16 protein-coding genes and 1 other RNA gene are annotated in these 15,528 nt (G+C 62.4%); 6 read left to right on the top strand and 11 right to left on the bottom strand.

What is annotated here, in order from left to right:
- Positions 1–31: 31 nt before the first annotated feature.
- The 7 genes from gcvT to IFT76_RS16980 all read right to left on the bottom strand — a co-directional run bounded on the left by gcvT (position 32) and on the right by IFT76_RS16980 (position 8,563).
- Entirely contained in the window at positions 32–1,114 is a 1,083-nt protein-coding gene (gene gcvT, locus IFT76_RS17010) for a glycine cleavage system aminomethyltransferase GcvT (protein ID WP_192059414.1), read from the bottom strand.
- Between the two features lie 154 nt (positions 1,115–1,268).
- On the bottom strand, positions 1,269–2,894 hold the full coding sequence (locus IFT76_RS17005; protein ID WP_192059412.1) for an ABC transporter permease: 1,626 nt from the start codon (positions 2,892–2,894) through the stop codon (positions 1,269–1,271).
- Between the two features lie 206 nt (positions 2,895–3,100).
- Complete coding sequence (locus IFT76_RS17000; RefSeq protein ID WP_185794704.1) at positions 3,101–4,102, bottom strand: extracellular solute-binding protein; 1,002 nt, start codon at positions 4,100–4,102, stop codon at positions 3,101–3,103.
- A gap of 118 nt (positions 4,103–4,220) precedes the next feature.
- Positions 4,221–5,438, bottom strand: coding sequence for a 2-octaprenyl-3-methyl-6-methoxy-1,4-benzoquinol hydroxylase (locus IFT76_RS16995; protein WP_192059560.1), 1,218 nt, complete (start codon positions 5,436–5,438; stop codon positions 4,221–4,223).
- A gap of 23 nt (positions 5,439–5,461) precedes the next feature.
- Positions 5,462–6,658, bottom strand: a complete 1,197-nt coding sequence (ubiH, locus tag IFT76_RS16990) for a 2-octaprenyl-6-methoxyphenyl hydroxylase (RefSeq protein WP_122479891.1) — start codon at positions 6,656–6,658, stop codon at positions 5,462–5,464.
- Positions 6,655–7,986 (bottom strand): Xaa-Pro aminopeptidase, encoded by a 1,332-nt coding sequence (gene pepP / locus IFT76_RS16985; RefSeq protein WP_185794702.1) that lies wholly within the window; start codon positions 7,984–7,986, stop codon positions 6,655–6,657. Before pepP ends, ubiH begins: the two co-directional genes overlap by 4 nt.
- Before the next feature lie 19 nt (positions 7,987–8,005).
- Complete coding sequence (locus IFT76_RS16980) at positions 8,006–8,563, bottom strand: YecA/YgfB family protein (protein ID WP_122479893.1); 558 nt, start codon at positions 8,561–8,563, stop codon at positions 8,006–8,008.
- A gap of 163 nt (positions 8,564–8,726) precedes the next feature.
- On the opposite strand from IFT76_RS16980, the gene IFT76_RS16975 reads away from it, so the two are divergent.
- The 4 genes from IFT76_RS16975 (at position 8,727) to IFT76_RS16960 (ending at position 10,177) form a co-directional block, all read left to right on the top strand.
- A complete protein-coding gene (locus IFT76_RS16975; protein ID WP_122479894.1) occupies positions 8,727–8,936 on the top strand; it encodes a TIGR02449 family protein in 210 nt (69 codons plus the stop codon).
- On the top strand, positions 8,933–9,250 hold the full coding sequence (locus IFT76_RS16970; RefSeq protein WP_122479895.1) for a cell division protein ZapA: 318 nt from the start codon (positions 8,933–8,935) through the stop codon (positions 9,248–9,250). The genes IFT76_RS16975 and IFT76_RS16970 overlap by 4 nt, the downstream gene beginning before the upstream one ends.
- 30 nt (positions 9,251–9,280) lie before the next feature.
- A non-coding RNA gene (ssrS, locus tag IFT76_RS16965) (6S RNA) lies at positions 9,281–9,458 on the top strand.
- A gap of 101 nt (positions 9,459–9,559) precedes the next feature.
- Positions 9,560–10,177, top strand: coding sequence for a 5-formyltetrahydrofolate cyclo-ligase (locus IFT76_RS16960; RefSeq protein ID WP_122479896.1), 618 nt, complete (start codon positions 9,560–9,562; stop codon positions 10,175–10,177).
- A 59-nt stretch (positions 10,178–10,236) separates the two neighbouring features.
- Here IFT76_RS16960 and IFT76_RS16955 read toward each other — a convergent pair whose 3' ends face one another.
- Complete coding sequence (locus IFT76_RS16955; protein ID WP_122479897.1) at positions 10,237–10,419, bottom strand: hypothetical protein; 183 nt, start codon at positions 10,417–10,419, stop codon at positions 10,237–10,239.
- A gap of 196 nt (positions 10,420–10,615) precedes the next feature.
- Between IFT76_RS16955 and IFT76_RS16950 the strand changes: the two genes are divergently transcribed.
- The gene (locus IFT76_RS16950; RefSeq protein ID WP_192059409.1) at positions 10,616–11,065 is read left to right on the top strand and encodes an EVE domain-containing protein; all 450 of its coding nucleotides are present in this window, start codon (positions 10,616–10,618) and stop codon (positions 11,063–11,065) included.
- A gap of 117 nt (positions 11,066–11,182) precedes the next feature.
- Here the strand turns inward: IFT76_RS16950 and IFT76_RS16945 are convergent, their stop codons facing one another.
- Together IFT76_RS16945 and IFT76_RS16940 are read right to left on the bottom strand one after the other, a co-directional pair.
- On the bottom strand, positions 11,183–12,523 hold the full coding sequence (locus IFT76_RS16945) for a Fic family protein (RefSeq protein WP_192059407.1): 1,341 nt from the start codon (positions 12,521–12,523) through the stop codon (positions 11,183–11,185).
- A gap of 80 nt (positions 12,524–12,603) precedes the next feature.
- Positions 12,604–13,020 (bottom strand): flagellar basal body-associated protein FliL, encoded by a 417-nt coding sequence (locus IFT76_RS16940; RefSeq protein WP_192059406.1) that lies wholly within the window; start codon positions 13,018–13,020, stop codon positions 12,604–12,606.
- Positions 13,021–13,268: 248 nt separating this feature from the next.
- On the opposite strand from IFT76_RS16940, the gene glpT reads away from it, so the two are divergent.
- Positions 13,269–14,615, top strand: a complete 1,347-nt coding sequence (gene glpT, locus IFT76_RS16935) for a glycerol-3-phosphate transporter (RefSeq protein ID WP_122479901.1) — start codon at positions 13,269–13,271, stop codon at positions 14,613–14,615.
- A gap of 19 nt (positions 14,616–14,634) precedes the next feature.
- On the opposite strand, the gene IFT76_RS16930 is transcribed toward glpT, so the two are convergent.
- On the bottom strand, positions 14,635–15,309 hold the full coding sequence (locus IFT76_RS16930) for a gamma-glutamylcyclotransferase (protein ID WP_192059404.1): 675 nt from the start codon (positions 15,307–15,309) through the stop codon (positions 14,635–14,637).
- Positions 15,310–15,528 lie beyond the last annotated feature (219 nt).

The raw sequence follows: 15,528 nt of genomic DNA, 5'->3' as shown, positions 1-15,528 counted from the left end.
ACAAGGGTCAGCGGCCAGCCCGCCATACGATTCAGATCAGGGTTCTACCATGCCGGACGAAGGTCGGCTTGACCACCCGTACCGGGTACCATTTGCCACGTATCTCGACTTCCGCACGGTCCGCGGTCGCCATCGGTACACGCGCCAATGCAATCGACTTGCTCAGCGTAGGGGAGAAACTACCACTGGTGATCTCTCCTTCGCCAACTCCGGCGATGCGGACCACCTGATGCGCGCGCAGCACCCCGCGTTCTTCGAGCACCAGGCCGACCAGTTTCATCGCCGGCCCGGCGGCCCGTTCACGTTCCAGCGCCTCGCGCCCGATGAAGGCGCGCGAGCTCGGTTGCCACGCCACACTGCCGGCCATGTTGGACGCCAGCGGCGAATGCGCCTCGTCCATGTCCTGGCCATACAGATTCATCCCGGCTTCCAGACGCAGCGTATCGCGCGCGCCCAGGCCGATGGGCGAAATGCCCGCACCGATCAATTCGTTGAAGAAATCGACCGCCTGCGCGGCAGGCAAGACGATCTCGATACCGTCCTCGCCGGTATAACCGGTGCGGGCGATGAACCAGTCGCGATGGTGACGGCCTTCGAAAGGGTTCAGCTGCAAAAGCAGCTCGCGGCGTTGGCTGCCCAGCAGGTCGGCGACCTTGCGCCGTGCCTGCGGCCCCTGCACGGCCAGCAACGCCAGCTCGGGGCGCTCGCGCCATTGCACATCGAACGTGCCTGCCTGGGCGCTCAGCCAGGCCAGGTCCTTGTCACGGGTCGCCGCATTGACCACCAGGCGATAGCCTTCCTCGGTGCAGTAGGCGATCAGATCGTCCACGACCCCGCCCTCGGCGTTGAGCATGGCGCTGTACAAGGCCTGACCTGCGCCAGTTAGGGTGGCCACATCATTGGCCAGCAGGTATTGCAGGAACGCCCGGGCGTCCGGCCCTTGGACGTCGATCACGGTCACATGCGACACGTCGAAGACGCCGCAATCGCGACGTACCTGATGATGCTCTTCGACTTGCGAGCCGTAATGCAGGGGCATGTCCCAACCGCCAAAATCGACCAGCTTTGCGCCTAGGGCAAGATGCAGGTCATACAGAGGCGTACGCTGTCCCATGGGTTTCTCCTTCCGGGCGTGGCGAAAGCGCAGGCGAATTGTCCTTGGTGCCTGCGCCGGATGCGGCGCATTGTAGCGACAAGGTCGCGGGCGTGATATCTGTAGCGACAAGGTCGCGGTGGTGATATCTGCAGCGACAAGGTCGCGTAGCCGGTCAGTGGTTTCGACCGACCTGGCGCGCCGAACGTCGAATCAACCCGATGACCGGCAGCAGGCCGACCAGCACCAGGGTCAGGGCCGGCAGCGACGCCCGCGCCCATTCGCCTTCACTGGTCATTTCGAATACCCGCACCGCCAGCGTGTCCCAGCCGAACGGGCGCATCAGCAAGGTCGCCGGCATCTCCTTGAGCGTGTCGACGAACACCAGCAGCGCGGCGCTGAGCGTGCCGGGCAGCAACAGGGGCAGATAGACCTTGAAGAACAGCCGCGGACCACCCACTCCCAGGCTTCGTGACGCCTCCGGCAGCGAGGGGCGAATCCGCGCCAGGCTGCTTTCCAGCGGCCCATAGGCCACTGCGATGAACCGTACCAGATAGGCCACCAGCAGCGCCGCCACGCTGCCCAGCAGCAATGGCCGCCCGGCACCCCCCAGCCAGCCGGACAACGGCACGACCAGCTCGCGGTCGAGAAAACTGAAAGCCAGCATCAGCGACACCGCCAGCACCGACCCCGGCAAGGCATAGCCCAGGTTCGCCACCGCCACACCGGCGCGAATGCCTCGCGTGGGCGCCTGCCGCCGCGCAAACGCCAGCAGCAGCGCTACCGTGACCGTGATCAGCGCGGCCATGGCGCCCAGGTACAGGGTATGCACGATCAGCTCACGGTAACGTTCGTCGAGGTCGAAGCGCCCGCGCTGCCAGCACCACACGACCAACTGCAGCATGGGCACGACGAAGGCGCAGGCGAACACCAGCGCACACCAGCCGCTGGCCACCCATGCCTTGAGCCCGCGCAGCCGATACAGCGCCTGCCCACGCGGGCGTTCGTTGGCCGCATGATCCTGACCGCGCGCACGCCGCTCGCCGTAAAGCACCAGCATCACGGCCAGCAACAGCAGGCTGGCCAGCTGCGCCGCGCTGGAGAGGCTGAAGAAGCCGTACCAGGTCTTGTAGATGGCCGTGGTGAAGGTGTCGAAATTGAACACCGCCACAGCGCCGAAATCCGCCAGGGTTTCCATCAATGCCAGTGCCACGCCCGCACCGATGGCCGGCCGGGCTACCGGCAAGGCCACTCGCCAGAAGGCTTGCCAGGGGGATTGGCCGAGCATGCGCGCCGCCTCCATCAAGCCCTTGCCCTGGGCCAGGAACGCGGTCCGCGCCAGCAGGTAGACGTACGGGTAGAACACCAGCACCAGAACGATGATGACCCCTCCCGTGGAGCGCACCCGCGGCAGGCGCAGGCCGCTGCCGAACCACTCGCGCAGCAGGCTCTGCACCGGCCCGGCAAAATCCAGCAGGCCGACGAAGACGAACGCCAGTACGTAGGCCGGAATGGCAAACGGCAACATCAAGGCCCAGTCGAGCCAGCGCCGGCCGGGGAATTCACACAGGCTGGTAAGCCAGGCGAGGCTGACGCCAAGCACCGTCACGCCCGTACCTACGCCCAGCACCAGGGTAAGCGTATTGCCCAGCAGGCGCGGCATCTGCGTATCCCACAGGTGGGACCATATCTGCATGTCGATGCTTTGCCAGGAAAGCACAAGCACGCTCAACGGCAGCAGCACCAGCCCGACCACGGCCAGGACCAGCGGGTACCAACGGCGTTGGACGGAAGAAGACAATGGATTCACTCGTGGTTTTCAGGTTGCAGGCTTCTCGACGCCGTCCACTGCCGTGTGGAGCTTACTACGCAGTGTCAGCATGTACGGTGGCGCGCCGTTCGCGGGCAGAGACCCGCTCCCACAGCGGAAGCAAAAAGGCACCAATAGCACCCGTTCTTCTGTGGGAGCGGGTCTCTGCCCGCGAAGGCCGCCCCACCGATATCAGCTCAGTTCCAGCCCGCACGGTCCATCAACCGGATCGCCTCGGCCTGACGCTTGCCGGCCACTTCCACGGGCAGGGTGTCGGCCTTGAACTCACCCCAACTGGCGACTTCGGCAGATGGAGCCACCGTCGGGTTGGCCGGAAACTCCTGGTTCACCCCGGCAAAGATCGCCTGCGCCTGCGGCCCGGTCATCCACTCGACCAGCGCAATGGCCGCCTGCGGATGCGGTGCATACTTGTTCAGGCCAATGCCCGACAGGTTCACATGAACGCCGCGATCGCCCTGGTTCGGCCAGAACAGCTTCACGCCCAGATTCGGCTGCTGCTTGTGCAGGCGCCCATAGTAGTAGCTGTTGACGATACCCACGTCGCACTGCCCGGCGTCGATGGCCTGCAGCACCGCAATGTCATCGGAGAACACGTCGGTGGACAGGTTGTTCACCCAGCCCTTGAGAATCTGCTCGGTCTTCTCTGCGCCATGGGTCTCGATCAACGTGGCGGTCAGCGACTGGTTGTAGACCTTCTTCGCCGTACGCAGGCACAACCGCCCTTCCCACTGCTTGTCGGCCAAGGCCTCGTAGGTGCTCAGCTCCTGCGGCTTGACCCGTTCGCTGGCGTAGGCGATGGTCCGCGCGCGCAGGCTCAGGCCGGTCCATTGATGGGACGCGGCACGGTATTGCGCGGGAATGTTGCCGTCAATGACGGCTGACGTGATGGGTTGCAGGATACCCATCTGCTCGGCCTGCCACAGGTTGCCGGCGTCGACGGTGAGCAGCAGGTCGGCCGTGGCGTTCTGCCCTTCGGCCTTGATGCGCTGCATCAACGGCGCTTCCTTGTCGGTGATGAACTTGACCTTGACCCCGGTTTTCGCGGTGTAGGCGTCGAACACCGGCTTGATCAGCTCGTCGATGCGCGAAGAATAGACGACCACTTCATCGGCAGCGTGGGCGTTGCCACCCAACAGACAGAGCGCCAGTGCAGCGAGAAGACGTTTGCGCGCCATCATGAGGGAACCCTTGCCATTCGAGTGAGGGCGAAATGGTAGTGAATCACATTTAGCTTCTCAACCGAACTTGGGGTCCAGCCGTTACCAAATGTTACCAGCCATTGATCACACCTCATGCCTACAGGCGTGCCAGCGCAGGCAGATCCCCCGTGAGGCCAAGCGCCTGGCGGACGAACAGCGCCTTGGCTTCGGGTAGTCGTTCCACCCATTTCAAGCCCGTGTTGCGCAGCCAGCGCAGCGGCAGCTGATCGGCCTGGAACAGGCGCTCGAAGCCTTCCATGGCCCCCATCAAGGCCAGGTTGTGCGGCATGCGCCGACGCTCATAGCGGCTCAGCACGGGCAGGCCGGCGAGCCGTTCGCCTCGCTGTCGGGCATGTATCAGCTCTTCGGCCAGCACGGCGGCGTCGAGCAAACCCAGGTTGACCCCCTGCCCGGCCAACGGATGGATGGTGTGCGCGGCATCGCCGATCAGCGCCAGGCCGGTCTCCACGTAGCGCTTGGCATGCCGCTGGCGCAATGGTACGCACAGGCGGGCATCGGCAGCGACCACCTCGCCCAGACGGCCCTCGAAGGCCTGCCCCAGGGCTTTGCAGAACGCGGCGTCATCCAGCGCCATCAAGCGCTCGGCCTGCTCCGGCGTGGCCGACCAGACGATCGAGCACCAATGCTTGCCATCTCCGCGCTGCAGAGGCAGAAACGCCAGCGGGCCGTCATCGGTAAAACGTTGCCAGGCCGTATCGCGATGCCCCTCGCTGCACTGCACGCTGGTCACGATGGCGTGGTGCAGGTAATCCCACTCGCGCGTCTCGCAACCCGCCAGACCACGGACGGCCGAATGCGCGCCGTCTGCGGCGATCACCAGCGGGGTACGCACGGTCTGGCCACCGGCCAGGGTCAACAGTCGGTCATCGCCCGAATAGCGCAACTGCTCCAGCCGGGCATTGGCCAGCAGACGGATTCCGCTGTCCTGCAACCGCTCGAGCAGCGCGTCCTGAACCACGCGATTCTCGACAATGTGCCCCAGCGTGTCGGCATGCACGCTGGCCGCGGAAAAATTGATCTGCCCGGTACCGCTGCCGTCCCATACGCACATGTGGCCGTAGGGGTTGGCACGCCGCGCCTGGATACCGTCCCAGGCGCCCAGGCGCTGAAGAATGCGCTGGCTGGCCACGGACAGCGCACTGACCCTAGCCTCGAACGGCGCCAGTGCGTCGAAAGGCTTGCCGGTCAACGGCCCGCCGTCGATCAGCAGGATATCCAGGCCGCTGTCACGCAGGGCAAGTGCCAGCGCGCTGCCAACCATGCCCGCGCCGACGATGACCAGTTCGGCGCGCAGTTCATTCGTATGGGTCACTGTATTCATTGCCCTTCGATCTCCGACCGAGTGCCCAGGCCCATGGCCTGGCGTGCGAACCAGCGCTTGGCCGGCGGTAGCAGATCGAGCCCCAGCAGGCCTAGGTTACGGCCTACTGCAAGCCAGGGATCGGGCGTTGCGAACAGCCGCGTCAACTGGTCCGAAAAGCCCACGGTCAGCCGTTGGTCCAGGCGCTGGCGTTGCGCATAGCCACGCAGCAGGGATAGCTGCCCCAAATGACCGGTGCTGGCGAGCAAGGCCTCGGCCAGCGCCTGCACGTCGCGCATCGACAGGTTGAAGCCCTGCCCGGCGATGGGGTGCAAGGCATGCGCCGCGTTGCCGAGCACGACCAGATTGGAGCGCACCTGCTCTTCGGCCTGCACCAGCGACAGCGGGTAGACGTGCCGAGCACCGACGCGCTGCAGCGTGCCCAGGCGATAGCCGAACACCGCCTGCAGCTCTTGCAGAAATGCCTGGTCGGGCAAGCCCTGCAAGCGTCGAATGTCGGCGGGCGTACGGGTCCAGATGAGTGCGCAGCGGTTGTCGGGCAACGGCAACAGGGCCATCGGCCCGTCATCGGTGAAGCGCTCGAACGCCTGGCCCTGGTGCGCATTGCCTGGGGTGACGTTGGCAATCAGGGCGTCCTGATCGTAGCGCGTCTGTTGCACGGCGATGCCCAACTGCTCGCGCAACTCGGAACGACCGCCGTCGGCCAGCACGGCCAGGTCGCACTGCAGCTGAGTGCCGTCGTCCAGGGTCAATTCATGGCCGTCAGCCAGCGCCTGCATCCGAGTCACTTCCGCTGGGCACCGCCAGCTCACGACCTCTTGGTCCAGCGCCTGCCACAGGCACTGCCCCAGCCAGGCGTTCTCCACCACATAGCCCAAGGCCGGCACGCCCTCGTCATCGGCACGAAGCCGCGCGGTGCCGAAGCGACCGCGGTCGGACACGTGGATCTGGCGGATCGCTTCGGCGCGCTGGCTGATCGCCGGCCACAAGCCCAGGCGTTCGTAGATCTGCCGGGTGCCGAAGGACAACGCCGAGGAGCGCGCATCATAGCTGGGCTGATAGGCATCGCCCGGCGCGAAACGCTCGATCAGCACGATCTTCCAGCCGCGCGCCCTGGCCCCGGCCTGCAACGCCAGGGCCAGGCTCGCGCCGACCAGCCCGCCACCAATGATGGCCAGGTTGAAGCGGCTCATGCGTCCGCCCGTGCGGCGGCCATCAGCGCCTCGATCTCGGCGACCGACTTGGGCACTGCCTCGGTAAGAATCTCGCAGCCTTTCTTGGTCACCACAACATCGTCCTCGATTCGTACGCCAATGCCGCGCCACTTCTTCGCAACGCTGAGGTTGTCGGGCGCTATGTAGATGCCAGGTTCAACGGTCAAGGTCATGCCGGGTTCGAGCACCCGCCACTCGCCGCCGACCTTGTACTCGCCGACATCGTGCACATCCAGCCCCAGCCAGTGCCCGGCGCGGTGCATGTAGAACGCGCGGTGCGCATCGCGGGCGATCAGCTCGTCGACCTCACCCTTGAGCAGGCCCAGCCGCACCAGCCCCCGGGTAATGACCTGGACCGTCGCTTCATGGGCCTGGTTCCAGTGCTTGTCGGGGCCGATGGCGGCGAAGGCCGCCTGCTGCGCCTCGAGCACCAGCTCATAGATGGCTTTCTGTTCGGGTGAAAAGCGGCCGCTCACGGGGAAGGTCCGGGTAATGTCGCTGGCATAGCAGTCGATTTCGCAGCCGGCGTCGATCAACACCAGATCACCGTCGCGCAGCACCGCATCGTTCTGCTGGTAATGCAGGATGCAGGCATTGCGACCGGCCGCGACGATCGAGCCATAGGCCGGCATCTTCGCCCCGCCCTTGCGGAACTCGTAGTCCAGCTCGGCCTCCAGGCTGTACTCGTGCAGCCCGGCACGACAGGCCTGCATGGCGCGTACATGGGCGCGTGCGGAAATATCGGCGGCCCGGCGCATGACCTTGACCTCGGCGGCCGACTTGTACAGGCGCATGTCGTGCAGCAGGTGGTCGAGCGCCTCGAATTCATTGGGTGGCTGGGCGCCCAGACGCGCCTTGGAACGGATGCTGTTGATCCAGTCCATCAGGTGCCGGTCGAACTCGGGGTGGCTGCCGATCGACGAATAGACGCGGTCGCGCCCCTCGATCAGGCCGGGCAGGATGTCGTCGATATCGCTGATGGGAAAAGCGTCATCGGCACCGAAATCGCGGATTGCCCCCTCCTGCCCGGCCCGCAGGCCGTCCCACAGCTCGCGCTCGGGATTGCGCTCGCGGCAGAACAGCACATACTCGCCATGCTCGCGCCCCGGAATCAGGGCAATCACCGCCTCGGGCTCGGCAAAGCCGCTCAGGTACTGGAAGTCGCTGTCCTGGCGGTAGACGTGCTCCACGTCGCGATTGCGGATGGCCACGGCGGCAGCAGGCAGGATGGCGATGCTGTTGGGCACCATCTGCGCCATCAGCGCCTTGCGGCGGCGGGCATATTCCGATTTCGGGATGTGGCTCATGGGCAGGCAAAGGCTCCGGTCAATGCAGCGACGGCTTGGCGCTGGCTGCGGTCGGTTGCTTGGCCGATTCGGTGTAGAGCAGCAGCGGTGCTACCCGCAGGTATTCCATGACTTCCATGTAGTCGGCCTCGCCGTCTTCGGACTCCTCCAGCGCATCCTGCACCTGGGCGATGGCGGCCAGGTCCTGCAGCACTTCCATGGCTTCGGTGCTCAGCGCCGTGTCGCGCGCGGTCAGGCCGAAACCGGCGAGGAAGCCCTGGCACCACTCGCCCAGCGCGGCGGCGCGCTCGGGCAACGGCGATTCGTCGCTGGGGACCAGCAGCACCACGGTCATGTCGTCGCTGGTGAGTTCGCCCTTGACCATTTCCTGCAGGCCGATGAGCGCCTGGCGAACGTTGTCTGCGGCCGGTGTACCCAGCAGATCGGCGGCATCCAGCAGCCATGGCTCGATCTCGAAGCCGGCACCGGCGCAACTGCGACCCAGCAACAGCCCGTGCAGTTCGGCGGGCGAAACGGTGTGGCCGCTGCTGGTGAGCAGGGCGGCGAAGGCGTGATAGGGAGAATTCTGAATAGGCATGGGCAACTAGGCGCCAGACGGCGCAATGACTAGAATGAAGGCCTTGTATCCTAGCACCGGCAACCGCGCCAGACTATCGACGCGGACAACTACGTGTTCATCTTCACCGGGCCCGCCAGTTCATCGGCGGGCAACATTTCCCAACCGTACCCACCGGGACTCCATGGAACACAACGACCTGCAAGCGCTGATGAGCCGACTCGAATCATTGATCGGACGAGTCGAGCAACTAAAACGACAAAACGGACTCCTATTAGCGCAGGAAAAAACCTGGCGCGAGGAACGCGCAAATCTCATCGAAAAGAATGAAATCGCCCGGCGTAAGGTCGAGTCCATGATTTCGCGCCTCAAGGCCCTGGAGCAAGACTCATGAGTTCAAGCAATAGCGTCACCGTTCAGATCCTGGACAAGGAATACTCGATCATCTGCCCGCCGCAGGAGCGCAGCAATCTGGTCAACGCCGCACGCTACCTGGACGGCAAGATGCGCGAGATCCGCAGCAGCGGCAAAGTGATCGGTGCCGACCGCATTGCCGTCATGGCCGCACTGAACATCACTCACGATCTGCTGCATCGCCAGGACACACCGGAGCTGTCGGTCAACGGCACCACTCGCGAGCAGGTTCGCGACCTGCTCGAACGCGTGGACCTGGTGCTTGCCACCGATCCGGAAACGCCCAAGGGCTGAAATCCGCAAAGCTTTTCTGTATACTGGCATCACTCCCTGGAGTGCTTGCCAGTCGGTCATGTCCCTGAGCCGATACGCACAACCACGGGGGTTGCACGTGGGGTTGGTGTGCATGTCCGCTCGACGGAAAGCCTTAAAACCTCCTGTGATCTCCACCTTGAACTTTCGGGTTCAAGGGCTACACCGACAGCGGTTCGTCGGGGAGTACCTGAATTTCCAGCCCATGCCGGCAACACTTGGCGTGGGCTTTTTCATTCGTCGCCGGGCAGCACTGTCCAACGGCGCCCTTGATCAGGATCGACCGCGCCCATGACCGTATCCGCGCCGCTGCCTCGTCAAACACAGCCTCGTCAATCCCTGCGCCGCCAGCTACGTGCGGCGCGTCGCGCCCTTACCCCTGCACAGCAGCGCCTGGCCGCTCGCGATCTCTACCGACAACTGGCCCAGCATCCGCTGTTTCGCCGTGCCCGACACATTGCCCTGTACCTGCCCAACGACGGCGAGATAGACCCGCGGCCTCTGTTGCGTGAAGCTCAACGGCGCGGTAAGCGCACCTACCTGCCGGTGCTCAGCGATTGGCCGCGCACCAGGATGGTGTTTCAGCAGGTACGCCGAGGCGAAAAGCTTCGTCCCAACCGCTTTGGCATTCCAGAACCCCGTATCCAGCGCGCACGCCAGCGCACCATCTGGGCACTGGACCTGATCCTGCTGCCGCTGGTGGGGTTCGACGACGAAGGTGGGCGCCTGGGCATGGGCGGCGGCTTCTACGACCGCAGCCTGGCCTACCGCAATCGCCGCACGGCCTGGCAAGCTCCGGTGCTGCTGGGGCTGGCCCATGAGTGTCAGAAGGTGGAGCGCCTGGCGCAGGCCAGTTGGGATATACCGCTGCAGGGAACGGTGACGGACAAGGGTTGGTATCTGAGGTGAGCCTTGCGCCGCGGGGCCAACCTGCGGGAGCGGTCAGTGGCCGCGAACAGGCGCCATCGTTACCGCGGACTTGCCATCGAACCTTGTACCATCGAAGTCTGCACCATCGAAGCCTGCACCACGATCAGCTCTGCAGCGGTATCCGCCTTGCTCGCCCACAGACTCTGCGCGTATCCAGTGGTGACGATACCCAAGCCCAACAAAATCACCAATGTCCACAACAAGTCCGGCTTACGGCGCATCGACGTTGCCCCCCTACAGGCAATTAAAGAATCGACAGAACGATTTTCTGGCGTGCCGAGCAGCAGCGTCGGGCTTAAATTTGCGCGCATTCTGGGGCAAGCTTGGTAGACAAGCAAACGTTGTTCACGACCAATTGTCGGGTGCGCTTGAATCCCACAAAAGCTGGCCATTTCACATTATTGAGGAACACTCGCCATGGCCTATTGGCTGATGAAATCCGAGCCTGACGAATTGTCCATCCAGGGCCTAGCCACGCTTGGCCAGACGCGCTGGGACGGCGTACGCAACTATCAGGCACGCAACTTCATGCGCACCATGGCCGTTGGCGACCAGTTCTTCTTCTATCATTCCAGCTGCCCCGAGCCAGGCATCGCCGGCATTGGTCGCATCGTCGCGAGCGACTATCCCGACCCCACTGCCCTGGACCCGGACAGTCATTACTTCGATCCCAAGGCCAGCACCGAAAAGAACCCCTGGACTTCGGTGGATGTAGCCCACGTCGAAACCTTCGACCCCGTGCTCGGCTTGGCCTTGTTGAAGCAGCAGAGCGGGCTTGCCGAACTTGCGCTGGTACAAAAAGGCAGCCGGCTTTCGGTGATGCCGGTAACGGCACAGCAGTGGGAAATTGTCCTGGGATTGCGATAGAAGGCTATGTCGAACTGGCCATGACGTTACGCTTCTGGCCCTCGCTCCACATAGCCGCAGTGCGCCATGCGTACCTGCATAGCGCGTTGTGTGCACAAGACTTAACCTTTTCAGCGTCTAACGATGCAGCCCCGTCTGCGCCAAAGAAAACACCCACTCACGTCCATCCTTGCGTTTCTGAAACAAACCTAAATCCACAAGACCGTTGAGTACCGAAGCTGCCGTGTTGTACGAGCAGCCCAAGCTCTCTTTCAGGTTCACAGCCGTGAACTTCATCCCCTTCTCGTTGCTAGCCACCTGCAGTACGGTTTTCTGCTTGTCGCTCAGCTGTGCATACAAACCACTGTCGAACAGGAAGCGATTGAATGAGTTCATATCGGCCAGCGTTTTTTCGTAGGCTTCTTTGAAATCCGCGATGCCGCGAATGATCGTGCGACTTTGGTAGTCGACGAAATACGTCAGGTCCATATCGTCGGTTTCGGTATAGAGATAACTCTTGCCGTACTGCACAGGGGCGGCCTTGAGCAATTTGCTGATAGCTATGTAACGAAAGGCAGCGAAGTCATGCTTGAACATGAACCAGTAGAACAATGACCGGGCCACCCGGCCATTGCCGTCGTGAAAAGGGTGCTCATAGCCAATGGCAAAGTGCAGGACGATCGCCTTGATCAGCGGATGCAGGTAACGATTGGTCCTGAACTCACCATGGTTGCTGTTGGCCCATTCGGCCAAGGCTTCCAGCCGCGACTCCAGACCGCGTGCTGGCGGTGGTGTATACACCACATTGCCATCGCCGTCCTGGACCACTACCTCATCGTTAACGCGGAACACACCTGGGTGATAATGCTCGTCGTCGATGTTCTCCACACCCACTTGGTGGATCTCGGCGATCAAATCAGCACTCAGCGGTCGTGTGCGATGCTCCCACACGAACTGCATCATCCGATAATTGCCCAGAATCATCTTTTCATCTGGAGTGCGCGGACCTCGCTGACGCTTGAGCAAGTCCTTGGCCACTTGGGTCGTGGTCGATGCACCCTCCAACTGGCTACTGCTGATGGCCTCGTCTTCTATGAGGTCGTTGAGCAGGTATGTCACATGTTTCTGCTCACCGATCTTGTTGCTCATCCACTCCAATGCAGCACCCGTAGTGTGCCGGTCAGTCTCGGAGGTCGCGGCATGGATCGCTGGCGTCAGTAGCAGTTGGCATTGATGTGCAGGCTGACCCAGTACAACGACGTCGCTCAGTTGCCGTTCACGCGCCAACTTCACCAGCGACCACACCAGTTCATGGTTCAGTCCTTCAGGAATGCGGAAACGAAGCTTGTCGAAATGCTGATACCGGCCCTTGCCATCCAAGGGTGCGTTGAGAGCCAGGTACTCAGCTATGCGCTCCGGACAATCCCGAGCAATGCGTTGAAGCGGATCGCGGATAACGGCGGGAGGGATCTTGAACATCGCTGTCTCAAAACTCGGTAATTTTGAGACAGCCTACGCCAATGGCAATCTTCTGTCCGCCTTGCTGCAAAACAATCAGTTCACTGCACGATCAGGTTATTGAACAGCAGGTCTTCGACGATAGGCTTGCCCTCTTCGTCGTTCATCACCTGCTGCAATTGCTTGAGGGCTTCCTGACGCAGTTTCTCCTTGGCTTCGACGTTGCCCATCGATTCGGCGGTCTGCTGTGCGAACAGTGCTACCAATTGATTGCGCAGCAGCGGGTCCTGGCGCTTCACGGCAGCTTCCGCTTCCGCGCCGGTGACCTTCAAAGCGATGTCCGCCTTGTACACGTGCAGCTTGGGGCCACCGTCCAAGGCGTAGTTGCCCACGAACGGTGGGGTCATGCCGATATAGGCAACCTTGGGCGCTGCGTTCTCGCCCTCTTTGGCTGCCTCGTTGGCCATCACGGCGGTCGGCAGGGCCAACGCCAGCCCTATGAATACCCAGGCTTTCATCACATATGTCTCCGCAAGATCGTGTGCTGACTGTATCGGCCAGCACGGGCGATTCAGTAGCTCGTTCGAATCCACCGAGCTGAAACGATTATGCAGAAGCGTCAAGCGAGTTGGTGAACAGAACTGAACCGCTTAAGTTCGCATTGCAACATTTTCGCAAACTCCGCTGGGCGGTAAGTCGTTTTATTTTCGGTAACGAAACTGTAACATTCGAATCCGCAGCAAATAACAATAAATGGAGCTTGTGAATGTTCGCCTTCTTCCGCCCCGCCCCGCATCGTGCAGCCCTGCCCGATGAAAAGATAGACAGCACCTACCGTCGCCTTCGCTGGCAGATCTTCGCCGGGATATTCATCGGTTACGCCGGTTACTACCTGCTGCGCAAGAACTTCTCGCTGGCCATGCCTTACCTGATCGAAGAACAGGGCTATACCCGAGGCCAATTGGGCTTGGCGATGTCGGCCATCGCCATCTCCTATGGCCTGTCCAAATTCCTCATGGGGATCGTGTCCGACCGCTCCAACCCGCGCTACTTCCTGCCGTTCGGGTTGCTGGTTTCCGCCGGCGTGATGTTCGTCTTCGGCTTTGCGCCGTGGGCAACGTCAAGCGTCACCATGATGTTCATCCTGCTGTTCATCAACGGCTGGGCGCAAGGCATGGGCTGGCCGCCGAGTGGCCGGACCATGGTGCACTGGTGGTCGCAGAAGGAACGCGGCGGCGTGGTGTCGGTGTGGAACGTTGCGCACAACGTCGGCGGTGGCTTGATCGGCCCGCTGTTCCTGCTCGGCATGGGCTTGTTCAACGACTGGCACGCGGCGTTCTACGTACCGGCCGCAGTTGCCCTGCTGGTGGCCCTGTTTGCCTTTGCGACCATGCGCGACACACCGCAATCGGTCGGCCTGCCGCCCATCGAGCAATACAAGAACGATTACCCGGAAGGCTACGATTCAAGCCACGAAGAAGAATTCAGCGCCAAGGAAATCTTCGTCAAGTACGTGCTGCGCAACAAGATGCTCTGGTACATCGCCTTGGCCAACGTGTTCGTCTATCTGCTGCGCTATGGCGTACTGGACTGGGCGCCGACCTACCTCAAGGAAGCCAAGCACTTCACCGTCGACACCACCTCGTGGGCCTATTTCTTCTATGAGTGGGCCGGTATTCCCGGCACGTTGCTGTGCGGCTGGATGTCGGACAAGATCTTCCGTGGCAACCGTGGGCTGACCGGCGTGGTGTTCATGGCGCTGGTGACCGTGGCAACCCTGGTGTACTGGCTCAACCCGCCCGGCAACCCGACCGTGGACATGATCGCACTGGTCTCGATCGGCTTCCTGATCTACGGCCCGGTCATGCTGATCGGCCTGCAGGCCCTGGAACTGGCGCCCAAGAAAGCGGCCGGCACCGCCGCGGGCTTCACTGGTCTGTTCGGCTACCTGGGCGGCTCGGTCGCCGCCAGCGCGGCGATGGGTTACACCGTGGACCACTTCGGCTGGGACGGTGGTTTCGTCCTGCTGATCGGCGCCTGCCTGTTGGCGATCGTCTTCCTGATCCCCACGCTCTGGCACAAACAGGTGGCCAGCACCCAGCGTAACGCCTGACGCAAGGCGTGAAGCGCCGTCAGGGCAGGAATTGCTGCGAGGCTTGAGTGCAGCTGCCCTGGTGGCAACGCTTGAGCCTGGCTTCCAGGTTCTTGTCCGGCATTGCGTGATTGCGCAGGGCACTGATGGTTTGCTCGACGTAATCGCGGGTGCTGCCAAATCGCCCGCTGGCACTGTCGAGAATCTGCGTCAGCAGGTTATCCGGCAGGTTGCCGGCATAGCTGGGCAAATGCCGCTCCAATACGAACCCCAACGCCTGCACCTTGGTGCCGTCTTCGAGACGGCAGTTGAGCCAATGCGGGCGGTACGAGGGATAGGGCATCTCGCGCTTCCACAGCGCCAGCAGCGAACTCTCCAGATCTTCCTGAGGCAAGCGATAGGCGAACCCGGCGCATGAGCCGCCTCGGTCCAGACCGAACACCAGGCCGGGTCGCTCGGGTGTGCCACGGTGTTCGTGGGACCACAGGTACAGGCCCCGGTGATAGCCATGCACACGCGCTCGGCGCCGCTCCGCAGCGCTGCATTCGGGCCGCCAGATGAGCGAGCCGTAGGCGAACAGCCAGACCGGCCCGCCACGATGGCGTCGCATCGTGGTGTCCAACGAATGAAGAAGTTGCTCGTGGGTCAATTGCGGCCCGAGATCGAGCGACGGCGGATAGACCACATTCAAGTGCGCAGTTTCGAGTACCGACATAAGCAGTCGCCTGTTATCCCCGTAAGATTGCAATGAAGCCCAACTCTAACGCATTGCAACTGCCGCGTTCCTACCGTATGGCAGATAGATCAATAAATACAAGCGCTTATAATCAACTTCAAATAAATAAGTTATAAGCACCAAACAGGCTCACGGACACATCGACGTGCACGATTTCACAGCAATGCCACTGCGTCAGGTTCGACGCAGGCATCACGA

Origin of the sequence: Pseudomonas sp. CFBP 13727 (assembly GCF_014841915.1) — a bacterium.
GTDB lineage: Bacteria > Pseudomonadota > Gammaproteobacteria > Pseudomonadales > Pseudomonadaceae > Aquipseudomonas > Aquipseudomonas baltica.
Note: the sequence above shows the minus strand (reverse complement) of the source record. Positions and strands in the feature narration are given on the sequence as shown.

Coding starts and splice junctions, on each gene's coding strand:
- IFT76_RS16970 (WP_122479895.1), top strand. CDS start 8,933: ATGAGTTCAAGCAATAGCGTCACCGTTCAGATCCTGGACAAGGAATAC.
- IFT76_RS16950 (WP_192059409.1), top strand. CDS start 10,616: ATGGCCTATTGGCTGATGAAATCCGAGCCTGACGAATTGTCCATCCAG.
- IFT76_RS16980 (WP_122479893.1), bottom strand. CDS start 8,563: ATGCCTATTCAGAATTCTCCCTATCACGCCTTCGCCGCCCTGCTCACC.
- IFT76_RS17000 (WP_185794704.1), bottom strand. CDS start 4,102: ATGATGGCGCGCAAACGTCTTCTCGCTGCACTGGCGCTCTGTCTGTTG.
- IFT76_RS16930 (WP_192059404.1), bottom strand. CDS start 15,309: ATGTCGGTACTCGAAACTGCGCACTTGAATGTGGTCTATCCGCCGTCG.
- ubiH (WP_122479891.1), bottom strand. CDS start 6,658: ATGAGCCGCTTCAACCTGGCCATCATTGGTGGCGGGCTGGTCGGCGCG.
- IFT76_RS16955 (WP_122479897.1), bottom strand. CDS start 10,419: ATGCGCCGTAAGCCGGACTTGTTGTGGACATTGGTGATTTTGTTGGGC.
- IFT76_RS16960 (WP_122479896.1), top strand. CDS start 9,560: ATGACCGTATCCGCGCCGCTGCCTCGTCAAACACAGCCTCGTCAATCC.
- pepP (WP_185794702.1), bottom strand. CDS start 7,986: ATGAGCCACATCCCGAAATCGGAATATGCCCGCCGCCGCAAGGCGCTG.
- IFT76_RS16975 (WP_122479894.1), top strand. CDS start 8,727: ATGGAACACAACGACCTGCAAGCGCTGATGAGCCGACTCGAATCATTG.
- gcvT (WP_192059414.1), bottom strand. CDS start 1,114: ATGGGACAGCGTACGCCTCTGTATGACCTGCATCTTGCCCTAGGCGCA.
- glpT (WP_122479901.1), top strand. CDS start 13,269: ATGTTCGCCTTCTTCCGCCCCGCCCCGCATCGTGCAGCCCTGCCCGAT.
- IFT76_RS16945 (WP_192059407.1), bottom strand. CDS start 12,523: ATGTTCAAGATCCCTCCCGCCGTTATCCGCGATCCGCTTCAACGCATT.
- IFT76_RS16940 (WP_192059406.1), bottom strand. CDS start 13,020: ATGAAAGCCTGGGTATTCATAGGGCTGGCGTTGGCCCTGCCGACCGCC.